The following is an 18577-nucleotide window of genomic DNA, read 5'->3' as shown; positions in this document are numbered from 1 at the left end:
TTTCTCCTTACTTCGCATGGTTTAATATGCGTTTTTGTTGATAAAACCCGTAAAAAAGGTCATAAAAATAATTTTTATATCAAATCCTATGGTCCAGTTTTCTATATAGTAAATATCATACTCAATACGCTTGCGTATGGAAGTGTCGCCGCGCAGTCCGTTTACCTGCGCCCAGCCCGTCAGCCCGGGCCTCACCTGATGCTTTACCATATAGCGGGGAATTTCCTCTCTGAATTTTTCCACAAACAGAGGCCTCTCCGGTCTTGGTCCCACAAGACTCATATCACCTTTTAAAATGTTGAACAGCTGGGGCAGCTCATCTAAGCTGGTGCGTCTTAAGAATCTGCCGATTCCTGTCACCCTTGGATCGTTCTTTACGGTCCATGCCTTTTTCTCCTCCCCGGGAGGCTGCTGCTCCATGCTTCGGAATTTATACATATAGAAGGATTTGTTGTGAAGTCCCACCCTCTCCTGCTTAAAGATAACCGGTCCCGGACTGCCAAGCTTCACTAAAACAGCTGCCGCCAGCATGATAGGAGATGTTAAAATGATCCCCACAAGGGAGCCCACAATATCCATAATCCGCTTTGTGACAATATTTCCCGTATTGGTCAACGGCACATACCGGATATTGATCACAGGAAGCCCCATCAAATCCTCAGTGTAGGGTCTGGTGGGTATCAATTTGTTGTAGTCGGGAATAAATTTTGTGTGCACTCCTGATTTTTCACAGATGCCCACAATGCTCTCTAACAGATCATAATCCTTTAAGGACAGGGTAATCGCAATTTCATCCAGCTTATTCTCCGGCAGAATAATCTCCAGGTTTCCCGTGCTTCCCAAAACCTTGACCCCCTTATAGAGGGTGCCGCTTGGAATATGGTCATCCAGAATGCCGCAGACAACATACCCCCACTGGGGATTGTCCAAAATTCTGTCAATATATTCCTCCGCTGCCCGGGAATACCCCACTAACAGAATATGCTTCAGATTGTAGCCCTTGCTGCGTATGGTTTGAAGGGATTTTCGCAGCACAATCCGGGCCGAAGCCGTCAGAAAAACATTCAGTACATAAAAAAAAGCCATTACGGAACGAGAAAAGTTGATTTCCCGGATAATCATATAAAGTATGATAATCAGAGCGGCTAACCCGATGGTATTTGCCTTTACAATCCCGTAAATCTCGTAGCGTCTTCTGACAGTTCTCTTTGGCGCATAGACGCCGCACCGATAATAAAGAAAAATATATCCCGGCACGATAAAAACCAAAAGCATAATATAATCGCCGATGGGAAGCACGCCCACACCGGGACCATCGTTTAAAATATAAAATTTAATGATGTAGGCGAGTATCAGCGAAACCGCCGTGAGAGCCGCATCCATTATGGTCAGCAGACGATTAAATACCTTCTGGTTATCTTTTATCATAGTTTATGCACCTGAAACTCATTTTACATGAAACTTACAAAAATCTCAACTTAAGAATTTATGAAGCCAATTCTTAAGTTTTCATAATAATTCGAATGAGATTGGCATATAATTGCCATTGTATGGCAAAATAGCTGCCCAGGTTTTCCCTGCGGAAGGGTATTTTTTTTGCTCTGCCTTCCTCTGAAAAAGAAAGCTTTATGCCCCGGCACAGTCCCTTCACATATAGTATGCCCATTCTTTTTTTACAAAAAAAGAGTGTTTTTACCAAAAATCCCAGCAAAAAAAATGGCAGATTCACCATCTGCTGCAGCAAGGGCATATTCTTGGCGATCAAATATACGCTGTTGGCGGAGGCAAGGGTTGTCTTTTTGGCATTATACCTGGAACCTGTGGAGGCGCTGCCATAATGAAGCACCTTTGCCTTTGGCTCATAATAGCTTCTGTAGCCAAAAATCCGGGCCCGGTATCCAATGTCAATATCCTCCAGATAAGCAAAATGATTTTCATCAAACAGACCAATTTTTTCAAGCACCGGCCGGCTGTAGATAGCGGCTCCCCCGCAGGCCGCAAAAATTTCCACCGGCTTTGAGAATTTCTCCGCAGGCTTTCCCTTTCCTCTGCCAAAAGCCCACCCCAAGGCGCAGTATCTGTCTCCCGCGTCGTCCACCAGGTTCGGTTTATCCCACATAAGCATTTGGGCGCTCACAGAAAAGCAGCGTTTTCTTTTGGAAACAGCCTCATAAAGAGACTTCACAAAATCAGGCGCTGCCTTTGTGTCATTGTTTAAAAGAATCACATAAGGGCTGCTGCAGCTTGAGATTCCCACGTTCACCGCATGGCAGAAGCCCGTGTTCTCCTTCAGACGAATAAGCTTCGTCTGGGGAAACCTCCTTTCTATCATTTCAGGACTTTCGTCCGTGGAGCCGTTATCCACCACCAGCACCTCAAAGGGAGGCGTGTCCGCATTCTGCTCATACAGAGCCTGCAAGCAGGCTTCCATATATTGAATGCCGTTGTAATTTGGAATCACAACCGTTATTTTTTTCATTCCTTACCGGCCTCTCTTATTTTTCTACAAAAAGACGGCTGCCACAGGATGCGGAACCCCGCTTCCTTCATAGCCCTTCCAAAGGCCAGGCTGGCCCTTGGGATATCTATATCTCCGGGAAGGGTGGACGCGTCAAAGGTTTCCTCTCCCGGCAGAGAAACATAGGGAACCCCCACTGCCTGCTCAAACAGCTCTCTGCACTCCTTCCTCACCTGAATCAGCCGGATATCCACTCCATAGGCGTCCTGCTGCAGACAGGCTCCATTCAGCCTTCCGCTGTACGCTGCAGGCAGCCCCTCGTAAAGCAGCCGCCCGTCCTCCAAAAGACGGCCCCCGGCGATTCTTCCACGGCTGATGAGCTTCCCCCCCACTGCGCCCACATCCTTTCTCACCTGAAAGATAGGAGCCTGGTATTCCAGATCATAAAAGCCCAAATGCTTTAAATGCACGGCCCGGGCCTGCCAGCCCTGACAATCCACAAAATCCTGTACCGCTCTTTGGCCCGCCTCATAAGCATACTGCTTGCTCCTGGGATTCTGCGCTGTAGAAGCCTCATGGCACCGCCAATGGTAAAGCACCTTGGGGATATGGGCAATCTGGCTCTCGTCTCCAAGCAGCCTTCCCACCGCCCGCAGCACCAGGTCAAAGTCCTGTGCTCCATCATATTCTTTCCGGAATCCCAGCTCTTTTATCAGTCTGCTTTCCATTACCAAAAAATGACAGATGTAATTATTGCTCAAAAGCAAATCCAGATTAAAATCTTCCTTTTGATTTGGCTCAAAATAGCGGGTCTGTTCTCCGTCGCATTTATCCTCGTCGGAGTAAAGAAGCTTAACCTTTCTTCCTCTATTTTCTTCCTCTGCAATTTTCTGCGCCATTTCAAACAAAGCGTCGGGAGACAGCACATCGTCGTGGTCTAAAAGGGCCGTATAGGGAAAACGCACCAGCCCAAGCGCCTGATTGGTGTTTTCGGAAATTCCCCGATTCTGCAAAAGACGCACATAGCGCACCCGTTCATCCCTGTAGTCCTTCACAACCCGGGCCACGCTGTCATCCTCCGTGGCGTCCGCCAAAATCAGCTCCCATTTGGGGTAGCTTTGGTTTTGCACAGAATCCAGCATTGCCCTCAGGTAGGGTTCTCTGGTGCGGTAGGCGGGCACTACAATGCTGAAACGGGCGGAATATTCCTCCGCCCGTTCCCGCTGCCGCCTGAGGGTTTCGCTGTTCACAGAAGAATACACATAGCTTTCCCGCTCCCCCAAGCGCTCGCAGATTGCATAACAAGTGTTTTTAAAACCATTTCTCCTGAGATACCAGAATGCTTTTTTCAGATTGGAGCCATTTATCCTTCCCATCGATCCTCCGCGCACAACAAGCAGCCTCAAATTAAAGCAATGCCTTCAGATCCTCCGTGAGCTTTGCCACCTTTTTGTCCGCATCCTCCAGGCTTGTGCCCTTTACGCCCATATAGAATTTAATCTTGGGCTCAGTGCCCGACGGGCGCGCACAGCACCATGCGTCGTCGGGAAGCTCAAAGTACAAAACATTGGACTTTGGCAGCCCTGTTGTGGTCTCTGCGCCCGTTTCCATATCCACAATGCGATCCGTCTCATAATCCCTGAATTTTAACACCTTCAAGTCCCCAAAGGCCTTGGGCGGATTCTCGCGCAGCTTATCCATGATCTGGGCAATCTGTCTGGAGCCGTCTATGCCTTTTAAGGTGATGGTGTACTGAGTCTCCTTGAAATAGCCGTACTTCTCATACAGATCCAGCATCATATCCCACAGGGTCTTTCCCTGCTTCTTGCAGTATGCAGCCACCTCACACAGACACATTACCGCAACCACCGCATCCTTGTCCCTTGCGTGGGTGCCGGCCAGACAGCCATAGCTTTCCTCTAAGCCAAACACATAATTGTTGCTGCCCGTCTGCTCAAAGAGCTTGATCTGTTCACCGATGAATTTAAAGCCCGTGAGCACCTCGATCAGCTTCACATGATAAGCTTCTGTAATAGGCTTTGTCATGTTGGTGGTCACAATCGTGGTAACCAGAGCCGGATTTTCCGGCATAGTTTTCATAGCGGTTTTCTCACGCAGAATATACTCTGCAATCAGCATACCGGACATATTGCCGGTAAAGGCCACGTATTCTCCAGTCTCCTTGTTCTTTGCATATACGCCCAGACGGTCTGCATCCGGATCGGTAGCCAGCACAATATCCGCATCCTTTTCCTTTGCCAGACGCAGCGCATATGTAAAGGCTTTGGGGTCTTCCGGGTTTGGATAATCCAAAGTGGTAAAGTCGGGGTCCGGCTTTTCCTGCTCAGGCACCACAAACACATGACGGAAGCCAAGTTCGGACAAAATTCTTCTGACAGGCACATTTCCGGTTCCGCACAAAGGAGTATACACAATCCGGATGTGGTCTGCCATCTCCTGAATCACTTCGGGATGAATAATCTGCTTTTTCAGCTCCTCCATGTACTTGTCGTCGATTTCGCTGCCGATCACCTGATACAGCCCGGCCTTCAGCGCAGCTTCCTTGTCCATTGTCTTTACCGTATGGTAATCCTTGATGGCCTGCACCTCTTCAATAATCTCCCGGTCCCTCGGAGCGGTAACCTGGGCGCCGTCCTCCCAGTATACCTTGTATCCGTTATATTCGGGAGGATTATGGCTTGCAGTCACCACAATGCCCGCGGTGCACCCAAGAGTGCGCAGCGCGAAGGAAAGCTCCGGCGTAGGTCTTAAGGACTCGAAAACATAAGCCTTGATGCCGTTTGCCCCAAGGCAGAGTGCCGCCGCATCTGCAAACTCAGGAGACATCCGGCGGGAATCATAAGCGATGGCAACGCCCTTTTTGCCGGTTCCTTGTTTTAAGATATAGTTTGCCAGGCCCTGGGTCGCCTTTCTCACCGTGTACAGGTTCATGCGGTTGGTTCCTGCGCCGATGATGCCCCGCAGCCCTCCGGTGCCAAATTCAAGCTCCTTATAAAACCTTTCCTCGATTTCCTTCTCGTTATCCCGGATCGCCAAAAGCTCGTTTTTGGTGTCCTGATCAAAGTAGTCGTCCTCCAGCCAGAAGTTGAATTCATCCATATAACTCATTTGCGTATCCTCCTCTTCTTTCTACAGAATATTTTATCACATCCATCCCTATTTATCCACAGGATTTTACGCATCCTTCACTTTCAGGGAAAAATCACTGCGGTCCAGAGAAAAGTTGGGATTGTAGTAAGGGTCTCCCTTTGCCAGAACCTCCTTCCATTTCTGCCGGAATCTTTCAGACTCTCTGTCGTAGCGCGCGGCCTTCTCCCCGCTGTCGTCCAGCCCTCTGGAGACGGACTCATAGTGAAACAGCTCTGCAAAGGGTGTAAAAACGTTCAAAAGCCCCTTCTGCCGCAGCTTCAGGCAAAAGTCCACGTCGTTTAAGGATACGGCAAAGCCCTCATCCAGACCTCCAGCCTCCTGATACAGGCTCTTCTTTACCAGCAGGCAGGCTCCCGTCACCGCAGACACATCCTGGGCATAGCAGAGCCGTCCCATATACCCCAGATTCTGCCGATGCTGCTTATAATGGGTATGTCCCGCAGTCCTGTGGGCTCCCAGACCGATGACCACTCCCGCATGCTGTATGGTCTTGTCTCCATAATAAAGCTTTGCTCCTACAGCCCCCACATCCTGGCGCTGGGCATACATGAGCAGCTCCTCCATCCAGTTGACAGTAATGACCTCCGTATCATTATTCAACAAGAGAATATAATCCCCCTCCGCATAAGAGACGCCCAGATTATTCACCGCAGAATAGTTGAATTCCCCGCTGTAGGTGACCACACTGATCTGGGGTGTGTCTGCAGTATGCCCATTCTTTTCCCCATGCAGTATGCCGCCGTCCCGGCCGCACACCGTCATCTTTTTTGCAGTCTCCAGATAAGGATACCCCAAGAGCTCACTGTAGTACTCCCAGGTCTCATTCTCCCTGCTGTTGTTCTCTACAATGATAATCTCATAATTATCATAGGTAGACTTTTCCAAAATGGAGCTTACGCATCTCCTTAAATCTGCCACATGATCTTTGTTGGCGATTATGATGGATATCCTGGGACTGCCAATAATCTGATAGCGTATGCGGAAGATAGTTTCAAAGGCCCTGGTGCTGATGATCTGAAAATGGGAAAAACCATGCTTTCTCAGGTGCTCCGCCACAGCCCCCTTTGCCGCCTCTATAGCGTAGGGCTTTGCCTCAATCCCAGAGGCCACACTGCCAGAATGGCTCCTCCAATAATACATCAGCCTGGGCACATGGACGATTTTTTTGGCATTGTCGGTAAGCCTTAAAATCATATCGTGATCCTGGCTGCCGTCAAACTTGGAGCGGAACAATTCATTTCCATCCAAAAGCTTTCTGGCAAAGACACTGAAATGGCAGATATAATTGTTGGCTCTCAGATTGTCCGGCGCATAATCCGGCTTAAAGTGCATGGTGAGCATCTTATTAATGTCGCCGCTCTTAAAGGTGGTCTCATCGCAATACAGATAGTCGGCCCCCTGTTCGTTCACCGCCTTTGCATATTCATAGAGCACGGAAGGATGGAGAATGTCGTCGTGGTCAAACAGGCCGATATATTCTCCGGTGGCCAGCTTCAGACAGGCGTTGGTATTTCCGGCGATTCCTTCGTTCTTTGGCAGCTTGCTGTACACAATGGTTCCAAGCTTCTTTTCCTGGGCCTGTTTTTTGTATTCCAGGCAGACCTCCCCCACATAGGAATGGTCCCCGTCGGAGCCGTCCGCCAGGCACAGCTCCCAGTTTGTGTAGGTCTGGTTCATCACAGAATCCAGCATCTGGGTCAGAAATTCTCTGGGGGTATTGTACAACGGCACCAGAATGCTGAATTTTATCATTCTGGGAAAAACCGTCTCCCTCTCTTTTGCCGCCTGGGCCTGATCCGGAAAGCTCTCCGTACCAAATTGGCGCATAGCCTTTTTTTCTCTTTTCTTATAATCCAGCTTGTGAAGCACTCCTTTAGGGCCTCCACAGTTGGACAGTCTGTCCTTTTGCCGGATGACCCAGTGCACTGCCTTCCTTGCAGGCTTGCTGGCCTTCCACAGGGGATTCTTCTGAATGCGGTCTATCTTCCAGTTAAGCTCCTCGCATCTGGCCTCCAGATCGGCAATCCGGGCAGCCAAGTCCGCGCATTTTAAATGCTCTCTCTCATAGGCCTCTCTGTAAGAATCCTCCCCCTGGTTTGCTTCCCCTGACATTTTGTTTTCTGCATCTGACATATTCCGTTCCATGCCTTCCTTTATCTATTTTCTCCGCCTTCCCCTATCTCTATCGTGCGAAGACTCCACCAAAGCAATTTGGTTTTTGTGACTGTATTTTTTGCCGCCATTCCAACCCGGTAGATTCCCCGGGGCAGGTTTTCTTCGGAAACCTTAAGCCAGAAGCCGCACAGACCTACCCAGTTCTGATCCGGCATATTTTCCACAAGATCCGGTCTGTACTGTCCCTTCGTCTTTTGGAAAAACAAGGCTCCCTTCTGATCCTCAAACAAAAGATATCTCTCATAGCAGGAATTGTCATCCCCCAGCACCACGCCGTAGCCCTGAAGAATCCCCTGTTCGCAGGATTCTACCCGAAAAAGCAGGCAGGAATCCTCACGAAAGCCCCCAAGCCTTGCCCTTTTCGCCGTTCCCCTTTCCTCCTGCATCTTGTTTCCTGCAGTCTCAAAGGCCGGGCGGATGCGGGTATCTAATCCCTGGCGGCTTAAATGGACGGAATAAAAGGGGTCCTCCCCCAAAAGCGCCGGGTGCATTTCATACAAAAGCGCCCGCTCCTTAAGGAGCCGGTTCAGCTTTTCCTTTGTCTCATCGTCCCCCCGGCTTAAGGATTCGTGATGATAAGCATATAAATCGTTTCGGCACACATTAAAATACCCCAGCTCCCAGAGCTTAAAGCCAAGCTCCACATCGTTGAAGGCCACCTTAAGCCGGGGAGAAAATCCTCCCGCCAGACAGAATTTTTCCCGTTCCACCATCAGGCAGGCCGCCGTCACCGCCAGCACGTTCACAGTTCTTTTGTTCCAGCCAAAATAATAGTCCTGCGTATCCTCAAGAAACTGCAGCTTGTGCACCGGGCCCATGGGAAGGTTGACGATGCCCGCATGCTGGATGCGCACCGAATCAGGGTAATACAGCTTGATTCCAACCGCGCCGACATAAGGCTTTCCTGCGCTGAGAGCCATTTGCCCAAGGCAGTCCTCCCCGCACAGCTCCACATCGTCATTTAAAAAAAGCAGGAATTTTCCCCTTGCCCTTTCTGCACCCAGGTTGCACATGCTGGAAAAATCAAATTCCATGGGCTGATACAGGTAGGTATGCTCTGAAAGCATCTGCTCCAGATACCGCCTGTTCTCAGGGCTGCTGCCGTTGTCCACCACAATCACTTCCAGCTTAGTCCCCGTCCCCGCCCTTTCCAGGGCCTTCAGGCAGCGCCCAAGGAGCTGGGGATGATCCTTGGAGCAGATCACCGCAGAGACAAAAGGCTTTTCGTCTATTGTGCCTGTTGTGTCTGCCCCGTGGAGCGCGTCTTCCTTTCCGGCAGTATCAGGCTCCTTTTGACACTCCAGCATAGCCTCCCTGCTCTCCCAGTGAAACAGCACCTGGGGAATATGTGCTATGGACCTGCAGCCTCTTTCATAGCCTCCCGCCAGCTCCACGCAGGTTTTGACAAGCGTCCTCTCATCCACCGGCTCCCCGCAAAGGGCTGCCGCCTGCTCATAAAGCCTTCTGCGCACGGCAGTCAGACCTCCGAAATAAAAAAGACTGTCAAACAAATCCGGAGACCAGTCCGGCTTGAACCAGGGACTGTGTCTGGGACCCCCGGGGGGCGTCTCCCACACATCCTCGTCGCCGTAAAGCACCTGCGCCTCTGGATGACCTTTAAAATACGCCCCAAGAAGAGCATCAGCACCTTTATCCGGCGTCCCCCCTTCAGAGCAAACAAGCACAAAGGGAGACTCTTCCCCTGAGGTCTCCGGAGAAAAAAATGTCTGCCCTTCACACCACTGCTCATAGGTCATACGCCTTTTTGCCAGGAGACGCTCATATTTTTTATTTTCCCGTTTTGTCAGCATATTCTTTGCCAGACTCTTTATGCTCAAATCCTCGCTCCTTTGCCCCGGACTATAGCAGCCGCTTTACTGCCCCCGCCAGATCAGAGGCCATCTGCCTCGAAAGCCGCACAATCTCCATACGCACGGAAAGCAGATTCTCCTCCCCGGCCTCCAAAGCGCTTACTCGAATGTTGATATTGGGATCGGTGGTGGGAAATACAATGCAAGGACCCTGATCCTTATCCTCCCTGTCTGCCGGCTTTGCAATCCGTCCGTTGACAACAAGCACCCCCCGGCGCTCTAAGGGCACCCGCTGCCCGTTAAAGGTCATGCCCATAATCTTAACCATACAGTAATCCATAGCCGGATCGATGCGCAGCATCTTCACGTCTTTGCTTACCGGGATGGAAAACTCGATCAGGTTTTCTCCCTGATAGGCCTCTCTCACAAAGTAGGAATCCTCCTCGCGATAGCCTGTTCCCTTATCTTCATAAATCTGCACCCGGTTTACCGCCTCAGAATCCTGATACCGGTCTATCCACTTCTGGGGCACCATGATGCGCCGTCCCATCAGCTCCCGCAGCTTGGCCATGGAAGCGCGCTTTCCTGTGACAAAGCTCTGGAAATCCATTTCCTGACGCTTTAAGTCCTCCGCCTCCTCCTCTGTGATGTGAAGCAGCTGCAGGACTCTGGATATATCCAGCTTTTCCCTCCTTTTATCCTCTAAAAGATAGCAGTACACAGCCCGGAAGGCCAGCTCTCTGGCAGGAATTGGCTTCCCAAAGGTCCACTCATAGTCGATCAGCGTCCACGTATCCCCATTTACCAATATATTGGAAAATACCAGATCAAAATCCGACACCGGATATTCACTGTGGTAGCCGATCCGATCCAGATATTCCAAAAAGCATTCATAAAATCCCTCCAGATCGTCCCGCTCCAGATATTTGTCCATATGCTCTGAGAGCGGCACCCCGTCCACAAAGGCAAATTCCGCGCAAAGCTCCCCATCCTCCTTCAGAGTACATTCATTGATGGAAAGTTTTCCGCCCTCATAGCGCTTCGTCAGGCTTTCACAGGCCGCCGCCATTCCCCGCACATGCTCCGCCGCCCTTTGGCTTAAGGGATACTTCCGCACTGCCTTCTCTCCCCTGCTGCGGCTGATCTGGGTTTTTACAGCATACTCCGGTGCCCGGTCATTGGAATATTTTACATATTTCACAGAGATCTCCGGGCCGATCACTACCTCATAGGAATTGGAAAACACGGAAAACAGTCCGTCCTCCACAATACCGTCAAAGGCGTCCTTCTCCTGAAACAGCAGCATCCTGTCTCTGTCAAAATTACGCAGATTATTGCACAGCTCTCCCTTGCCCGGCAGATATGCGTCACTGTAGAGAGCGGTCATGAATTTATAGTCGGGATAGGGATAGTAAAAATGAGCCTCCTTTACGCCGCAGCGTCTAAAAATCTGCTCCAGCCCCCGTCTGCTGAAGGTGCGCACCCCGCCGCCCTGGGAATAATTTTCAATGCCGGAAAAATAGGTTCCCAGATGGTCCTCCCTGCAGCCCGCAAAATATTTAAGCCCATATTTATTCTCTATGGCAATGACAATTCTGCCCCCTTTGGCCAGATGAGGCATGAGAATCCGCAGAAAATCCTCGTAGGGCGTTTCCGTTCCCATATAGCTTTGTCCGTATTCAAACACTCCGATCAGGAAGATATAATCATAATCCCCCGGCAGGTCTGGCTCTATATCCTTAAAATTCCCCACATGGATGGTGACGTTTTCGCATTCCTTATGCCGGTATGCGTTGATCAGACTTCGCTTTTTAGACAAATCCACACAGGTCACATGGCCGCATTTGCGGGCAAGGGCTCCGGTAACGGCGCCGCAGCCGCTTCCCACCTCCAGCACCTTTGCATTCTCATCCATTGGGAGCCAGTCCACAATATTCTCCCGCAGAGGAGAAAGGTGGTAGAGAATCGGCCAGCTCTTTTTCTCCTCAATCTTCGCTCCGTATTCCTCAGGCGGGAAATTCTGCACAATGGAGAGCAGTTCATCCTCCACCGCGCCGTCACAGTACAGGTCCTCCCCTGTATATCTGCTGTAATCCAATGTAATCCTTCCGATCTGTTCTGTCTTTTCCAAACTCAAATCCTCTTCCTACTCCTCACTGTCCGTTACCGCAACCTTAGAATCCATATCATAAAAGCCCACCGTGTTCTTATCGGATACCACTGTCACATTCAGGGCGTCATACAGTCTGTGATAGACCTCAAAGACATCCTTATTGTACCCGGTCACTCCCAGGGACAAGAGATACTCCCCTCCCTGCAGGCTCATTTTCTGGGTAAAGGAGACCTCCTTCACCGCTCCCGCCTCCACACTGTCTAAAAAGGACTTCTCGATCATGGAATTGGTGCCGGTGATCTCCGTGCCCGTAACATTTTTAAAAGAAAAAGCAAAAATGGGCGCCGGGATCGCATCCCTGAATTTTACCTTCATGTGCAGCGTAAACGTCGTTCCCTTGATCACAGCCGTTGTCCGCACACCCTGGTCGTCTGTAATATAGTATTCCACAATTTCGGCCTGCTTTGTGCCATATTCCAGCAGATGGGGATTTTCTCCCCTGGAAGCAGCCTGGGCCGCCCTCCTTACGTCGTCATCCTCCAAAAGCTCCTGATTTTTCTCCACCGCCTCATACTGGCCCACAAGCACCCGTTTGTAAGCGTCGATCATCTCCTTGGGCGACCCCTCTCCCAAGAGGCTTCCCCTGTTTAAGAGAAATACTCTGTCACAGTACTTGCTGATACTGCTTAAATCATGGCTCACAAACACGATGGTCTTGCCCATCTCCTTAAATTCTTCAAACTTGTGGTAGCACTTGGCCTGGAAAAATACATCCCCTACGGAAAGAGCCTCGTCCACGATCAGTATCTCCGGATCAATGTTGATAGCCACCGCAAAGGCCAGCCGCACAAACATTCCGCTGGAATAGGTTTTCACCGGCTGATAGACATAATCCCCGATATCTGCAAATTCCAGTATTCCCGGAAGCTTCTCATCAATTTCCTTCTCGGAAAAGCCCATCATGGTGCCGTTTAAGTACACATTTTCAATGCCGTTATACTCCATGTTAAACCCGGCCCCCAGCTCCAGAAGGGCCGATATCCGCCCGTTTACCTGAACCTGTCCTTGGGTAGGGTTTAACACCCCGGTAATGATTTTCAGGATGGTAGATTTTCCGGAGCCGTTGGTGCCGATAATCCCCACGGTCTCCCCTCTGTAGATGTTAAGGCTCACGCCGTTTAGGGCATAGTGCAGCTTGTGAATCTTCTTTTTTCCAAAGCCAAAGGCTTCCTTCATCCGGTCCTGGGGCTTGTCGTAAAGCTTATATATCTTTTTGACATCCCTGACCTCTATGGCAACATTCTGTTCCATGCGCTCGCTCCTTTTGTATCCTTCACCACAACGGAGGATTTTCCATACCAGTTCGCCACGGCCCGGTTCGCCTCATTGTCCGGATCGTCGGACAAATCCCCCATGCACAGCAGCCACGGCCTGTAATGATAGGGAGAAAGCACCACATCCGGTTCACTGCTTTTTAGAATTTCCACCCGCTTTAGATATTCCTGATAAAAATTATAGGCCTCTCCCGTATGCACGTAATAATAGGCCCCGAAAGAAGAATAATTTCCCGCCTGATTCGGTGAAACGGAAAAAATTGCCAGCATAACCGCCCCTAAGATGGGATAAAACCACCAACAGGGAAGACTGCCAAATCCCTTCTTTCTTTTTTCCAGACAGCCCGAAAGCCACCCAAGAATATATACCTCGTTTAAAATCAAAAGAAGCTGCCAGGTGATCTTCACCGCATTTAACGTTCTGGAAAGCCCCGCATGGCCCAGCGAATACAGACTGGACGTAAATCCGGTGGCATACAGGCAAAGGGACCAGACTGCCACCAGCCCCGGCAGATGAAAGGAAATCCTGCATTTTTTTACCATCTGCCAGATCACCGGCAGGAGCAGAACCATAACCGCAAGGGTGATAAAGCCTGTAAACTCCCACATATGGCCAAAGGCCTCCAGAAAGGAATGCCACACAGCGGACAAAGGGGAAAGCCCCCAGCCCACATAGCTGCGGGCCCTGACTTGATTGCCCGGAGCGGCTGCATTTTTGTAAAATCCCACCGCATATACACAGACAGCCGGCAGTAAAAGAAGAGTCCGCTTGGGCTTTTTATACCAAAAAATGCCTGCGGCGCCAACACTTAACAGCAAAAGGCCTCCCTGCAAGGCTGTCACATAGTTGCTGCCTGCCACAAGAAGGGCCAGAAGCATGCTTAAGATCACAAGGGCAATCCGCTTAAGCCTTCCCGAAACCAGAAGAAGCTTGATCACGCAGGCGGTAAACAGCAAGCAAAAGGCGTGCATCCCTACATAATGAATTCCCGCATTATACCAGAAAAACCCGGCCTGGGAGGAATAGATCAGCACAATCACCACCGCTGCGGTCACCGACTGCAGAACCACACAGGAGGCCCCGTCTCCTCCTGCCACATCCATCACCAGAACCTTTACCAAAACAAAGATTCCGGTAAGCAGCAGGGCAAAGAGAAATAAGGGCCCGAGAAAATACTTGTCCTCTCCCCATATGCCCGGCATCAACGCCATAAAAAAAATGGAGGAATAGGTTCCCTGCCAGGCATACCACTGGGTTTTCACACAGGAAAGGGCGCCCTTTAAGCCCCCCCAGGGGGAATCCGTCATTTCCATCCACGCTTTGGCAAAGCTTCCATAATTGTAATCATCATACCAAGGCACCGCATAAAAGGAAATGCGCACTAAGGGCACCAGCAAAAGCGCCAGTGCAAGCAAAGCGAAAACAGCAGTCAGCCTCACAGAGGGCTTCCAGAAAAAAATTTTTTTCAGCTTTTTAGAAAAATTTCCCATATCCGTCATCAAGCCTCTTCCAAACCACAAAGCTACAGCACATCTGCAAAGTGTACCTTGAGCCGCTTAAACACCAGGGCTCCTATTCCAAACAGTACCACCGTCACAATCCAAAAATACATGGTGGAGAAGAAATCCTGGAAAAACCATTCTTTTTCATAGATGGCGCTGCGGTAGCCATTTACAATGTACACAAGAGGATTCAGCTTCAAAACCTGCACCCAGTCCTGATGAATAGAGTTGATATCCCATAAAATCGGGGTGGCCCACATGCCGATCTGCAATGCAATGTTGATAATCTGGGACAAATCCTTGAAAAAGACCACAACTGCACAGGTTGTATAGCTTAAAGCCAGAACAAAAATAAACAGACAGGCACTGTAGTAGAACAGCTGCAGCGTGTACACGCTTGGATAATAGCCATAGGCGATTGCCACAATCAAAAGAATTCCCACAAAGAACACATGGATGAAGGTTGCCGCAATCACCTTGATGATGGGAAGAATGCTGATCTTAAACACCACCTTCTTCACCAGATAATTATATTCCAAAAGCGCATTAGTGCCATTGTTCAATGCCTCGCTGAAATAAAACCAGGGCACCAGACCCGCTGTCAGAAACAGCACAAAGGGAACCTCCACGCCGCTTCGAAGCACAGGGCCGCTGCTGCCAAATATTTTATCAAACACCACATAATACATCAGCACCGTCACCACAGGCTGGGCCATGGCCCACACCGCTCCCAGATAGGAGCCTGCGTAACGCTTTTTAAAGTCATTTTTTGCAAGCTTCCAGATCAGATGCCTGTTTTGAAACAGCTCCACCGGCAAGGAGGTGAATTTGTCATACCATTTAGAAAAAATAATGCAGGAGGCCAAAATGACAACACAGGATATGATCTTTTTCAGAAGCTCCTCCTGCCTGTCCGCTCCCGGATTATAATGAATCACAATCATCATTGCCATGGCAAACCCCGCCAGGTTAAAAATAGTGATTCCGGCTTTTTTGCTTATCTTCATGTTGCACTGCCCATCCTCTTTCAAATTTACCGGCGAAGCTGTGAAATACCTCCCCATTTTGTGTCCTTCTGGGAGAGAATCAGCTCCATCCCCTCCGGGATGGGCCATTCCACGCCGATGTCAGGATCATTATAAAGAATTCCTCCCTCATCGTCAGGATGATAAAAATCCGTGCATTTATAACAAAATTCCGCATAGTCAGACAGCACCAAAAAGCCGTGGGCGAAATTTTCAGGAATAAAAAACTGCTTTTTATTCTCCTCGGAAAGCAAAACGCCATGCCACCTTCCATAGGTGGCGGAACCTGGCCTGATATCCACAGCCACATCGAAAACCTGGCCTTTTATGACCCGCACCAGCTTGGCCTGTGGAAACTGCTTCTGAAAATGCAGTCCCCGTAATACCCCTTTCCTGGAGGCTGACTGGTTGTCCTGCACAAACACCCGGTCAATGCCAGCCGCCTTGTAATCCTCATAATGATAGGTTTCCATAAAATACCCTCTCTCGTCGCCGAACACTGTAGGGGTAATAATTTTCAGCCCTTCAATCTCACAGGCCTCCACTGTAATTTTTCCCATTCCATGCCTCCTATTTCCACTCGTATATCTGCATTTGCAAAATTTATTTTAAGACCAAATTGCGGCCGCCATATCTTTCATAAGCAGACCCTGTCTGGCCGCCGGCACTTAGGCTGCGTCCTTTGCAGCCTTATGTACCGCTGCGGTCAGACCGGAGCGAAAGCAATTATTCATCAATTCCCAGATAGCTTACATTCATATCCACATTTCCCTGGATACCGTCGATACGGCCCTTAGAGGTGTACTGCCACATTTGATAATAGCCCTGATAAATGGGGATGCTTCTGTACTCCGCAAGCCAGATGCAGTAATTTTCCAGGCGCGCCGTCTCCAGATAGCTGTTATACCAGTTGCGGCTGCCGTATACGCCCGCCCGGTATCCGGCATTTTCTATGGTGCGGCAGAAAGCCTCGCAGACCAAGGTTCTGGTTTCCACATCCAGCCCGTCCGCTCTTCCGTTTCCTCCCGCACTCTCTGTATCAATAAAAATAGGGTAATCAATTTTGTATTCCCGGACAAGATTGAGCACAGCGGACGCTTCCTCAACAGCCTCCACCTCATTTACAGCCTGGGTAAAGAAATACACGCCCACCGGAATCCCGCTTGCAGCCGCACCCTTCATATTCGTTTCAAAATAGGGGTCCTCCACAAGGCTTCCCGTCACAGAGCCACGGTAGCCTGCCCGCACGATGGCAAACTCCACCCCTGCGTTTTTCACCTTGTCCCAGTCAATATCGCCGTTCCATTTTGACACATCAATCCCCACTTTTGAATTTCCGGTGGCTGTCTGCAGCTTCCTGATCTCGGTGCTGTCCGCATCCTCTATGGCATCCTGAACACCGGAGTCCTCCGCCTGTGCATCAATTTCATCCTCGGTCTTGATCAAAAGGGAGATGTCCTCAATGGCCAGATATTCCACCTTATCCTTCACCCGGACTCTGGTCTCGTTTGTGGGAACCTTATAGCCCTCTATGGGGAGCAGCTCTACATAGTATTCCCCCGCAGAGAGTCCTCCTATGTAAATCACGCCGTCCTGATCCAGATCCTTATACTCCTCTGAATCGTCCAGCCGCACGTAAAAGCTCTCTCCTGAAACCAGCTCTCCCGCCATGTCCACAATCTGTATCCTAAGGTCCTTCTCCACGGAGGTCACCATCAGAGACAATCGGTTTTCCTGATTTCTGGCCGCCTCCAGCACAGGATTGATTTCCCTGTCAAAAAAGGTTTCATCCTCCAGAAATGCGGACAGGTCGTCCCCGATCTGTCCGCCGGGAGCACTTTGCGCCTGGGGAGCGTCCTGGCCCCCCTGGATGCTCTGCACTGTCTGGCTGCTCTGCACTGTCTGGCCATCCTGCAAAGTTTCCCGTCCTCCGGCAGAAAAGCTTTCCCTGTTGGCGTACAATACCAGCACAGATATCAGCAGAATCGCTCCCATCGATACTAAAATAGCCATCCGACGCAGCTTAGAGTCCATTTGCCACCTCAACTAAATATTGGCCATAATTGGTCTTCATCAAAGGCTCCGCCAGCAAAAGAAGCTGTTCCTTGTCAATAAAGCCTCTTTTATAAGCAATCTCCTCTATGCAGGAGATATACAATCCCTGACGCTTCTGGAAAGCCGCCACGAAATCCGCCGCATCCAAAAGGGCATCATGATTTCCCGTATCCAGCCATGCAAAGCCTCTCCCCAGCGTCTCCACATAGAGGCTTCCCCGCTCCAGATACGTATTGTTGATGCTGGTGATCTCAATTTCTCCTCTGGCGGAGGGCTTTACATTTTTGGCGATCTCCACCACATCGTTGTCATAAAAATACAGCCCCGGCACTGCGTAATTGCTCTTTGGATGCTCCGGCTTTTCCTCGATAGAAATTGCCTTCCCCTTTTCGTCAAACTCCACCACGCCGTATTCCTTAGGGTCTCTCACATAATAGCCGAAGATTGTGGCTCCCTTCTCTCTGGCGGCCACTTCCCGCAGAACCTTGGTAAAGCTTTGTCCATAAAAAATATTGTCCCCCAAAACCAGGGCGACTCTGTCGTTTCCGATAAAATCTGCGCCAATAATAAATGCGTCCGCAAGCCCTCTTGGCTGTTCCTGCACTGCGTAAGAAAATTCCATGCCCAGCTGGCTTCCGTCCTTTAACAGCTCCTGGAACACAGGCAAATCCCTGGGAGTGGAGATAATCAAAATTTCTCTGATGCCTGCCAGCATCAGGGTTGACAGGGGATAATAAATCATCGGCTTGTCATATACGGGCATAATCTGCTTGGATATTGCCTTTGTGAGCGGATAAAGTCTGGTTCCCGAGCCTCCCGCCAAAATAATTCCTTTCATGGGTTTTCCTCCTTCTTGTTTACGGAAATCGCGCTGTTTTCACAGGCTTTGTAAACGCGCCAAATGGGAACGAGAGGCTCGTCCCCATTTTTTG

Annotated in this window: 13 protein-coding genes; all 13 read right to left on the bottom strand. The window is 49.9% G+C overall.

What is annotated here, in order from left to right:
• Positions 1–21 precede the first annotated feature (21 nt).
• The 13 genes from SHK35_RS02215 to rfbA all read right to left on the bottom strand — a co-directional run bounded on the left by SHK35_RS02215 (position 22) and on the right by rfbA (position 18483).
• Positions 22–1428, bottom strand: a complete 1407-nt coding sequence (locus SHK35_RS02215) for an undecaprenyl-phosphate glucose phosphotransferase (protein ID WP_318708361.1) — start codon at positions 1426–1428, stop codon at positions 22–24.
• A gap of 73 nt (positions 1429–1501) precedes the next feature.
• The gene (locus SHK35_RS02210) at positions 1502–2479 is read right to left on the bottom strand and encodes a glycosyltransferase family 2 protein (RefSeq protein ID WP_318708359.1); all 978 of its coding nucleotides are present in this window, start codon (positions 2477–2479) and stop codon (positions 1502–1504) included.
• Entirely contained in the window at positions 2476–3834 is a 1359-nt protein-coding gene (locus SHK35_RS02205) for a glycosyltransferase (protein ID WP_318708357.1), read from the bottom strand. The genes SHK35_RS02210 and SHK35_RS02205 overlap by 4 nt, the downstream gene beginning before the upstream one ends.
• 31 nt (positions 3835–3865) lie before the next feature.
• Positions 3866–5587, bottom strand: coding sequence for a phospho-sugar mutase (locus SHK35_RS02200; protein WP_318708355.1), 1722 nt, complete (start codon positions 5585–5587; stop codon positions 3866–3868).
• A 66-nt stretch (positions 5588–5653) separates the two neighbouring features.
• Positions 5654–7762 carry a glycosyltransferase family 2 protein gene (locus SHK35_RS02195; protein ID WP_318708353.1) on the bottom strand — a complete coding sequence of 703 codons (2109 nt, stop codon included), beginning with the start codon at positions 7760–7762 and terminating at the stop codon, positions 5654–5656.
• A 20-nt stretch (positions 7763–7782) separates the two neighbouring features.
• Complete coding sequence (locus SHK35_RS02190) at positions 7783–9642, bottom strand: glycosyltransferase family 2 protein (protein WP_318708351.1); 1860 nt, start codon at positions 9640–9642, stop codon at positions 7783–7785.
• Between the two features lie 22 nt (positions 9643–9664).
• Positions 9665–11746: a class I SAM-dependent methyltransferase gene (locus tag SHK35_RS02185; protein ID WP_318708350.1), complete on the bottom strand. Its 2082-nt coding sequence runs from the start codon at positions 11744–11746 to the stop codon at positions 9665–9667.
• Positions 11747–11761: 15 nt separating this feature from the next.
• Complete coding sequence (locus SHK35_RS02180; protein ID WP_318703039.1) at positions 11762–13039, bottom strand: ABC transporter ATP-binding protein; 1278 nt, start codon at positions 13037–13039, stop codon at positions 11762–11764.
• Positions 13018–14562 carry a DUF6056 family protein gene (locus SHK35_RS02175; protein WP_318708349.1) on the bottom strand — a complete coding sequence of 515 codons (1545 nt, stop codon included), beginning with the start codon at positions 14560–14562 and terminating at the stop codon, positions 13018–13020. The genes SHK35_RS02180 and SHK35_RS02175 overlap by 22 nt, the downstream gene beginning before the upstream one ends.
• A 23-nt stretch (positions 14563–14585) precedes the next feature.
• Positions 14586–15629: an ABC transporter permease gene (locus tag SHK35_RS02170; RefSeq protein ID WP_318703037.1), complete on the bottom strand. Its 1044-nt coding sequence runs from the start codon at positions 15627–15629 to the stop codon at positions 14586–14588.
• Positions 15599–16150, bottom strand: a complete 552-nt coding sequence (rfbC, locus tag SHK35_RS02165; protein ID WP_318703036.1) for a dTDP-4-dehydrorhamnose 3,5-epimerase — start codon at positions 16148–16150, stop codon at positions 15599–15601. The genes SHK35_RS02170 and rfbC overlap by 31 nt, the downstream gene beginning before the upstream one ends.
• 166 nt (positions 16151–16316) lie before the next feature.
• Positions 16317–17624, bottom strand: a complete 1308-nt coding sequence (locus SHK35_RS02160; RefSeq protein ID WP_318708348.1) for a glycoside hydrolase family 25 protein — start codon at positions 17622–17624, stop codon at positions 16317–16319.
• Positions 17614–18483 carry a glucose-1-phosphate thymidylyltransferase RfbA gene (gene rfbA, locus SHK35_RS02155; RefSeq protein ID WP_318703034.1) on the bottom strand — a complete coding sequence of 290 codons (870 nt, stop codon included), beginning with the start codon at positions 18481–18483 and terminating at the stop codon, positions 17614–17616. Before rfbA ends, SHK35_RS02160 begins: the two co-directional genes overlap by 11 nt.
• Between the last annotated feature and the right edge of the window lie 94 nt (positions 18484–18577).

This window comes from Candidatus Acetatifactor stercoripullorum (genome assembly GCF_944382095.1).
Lineage (GTDB): Bacteria > Bacillota > Clostridia > Lachnospirales > Lachnospiraceae > Acetatifactor > Acetatifactor stercoripullorum.
The sequence above is the reverse complement of the archived record's forward strand: the minus strand, read 5'-3'. Positions and strand labels throughout refer to the sequence as shown.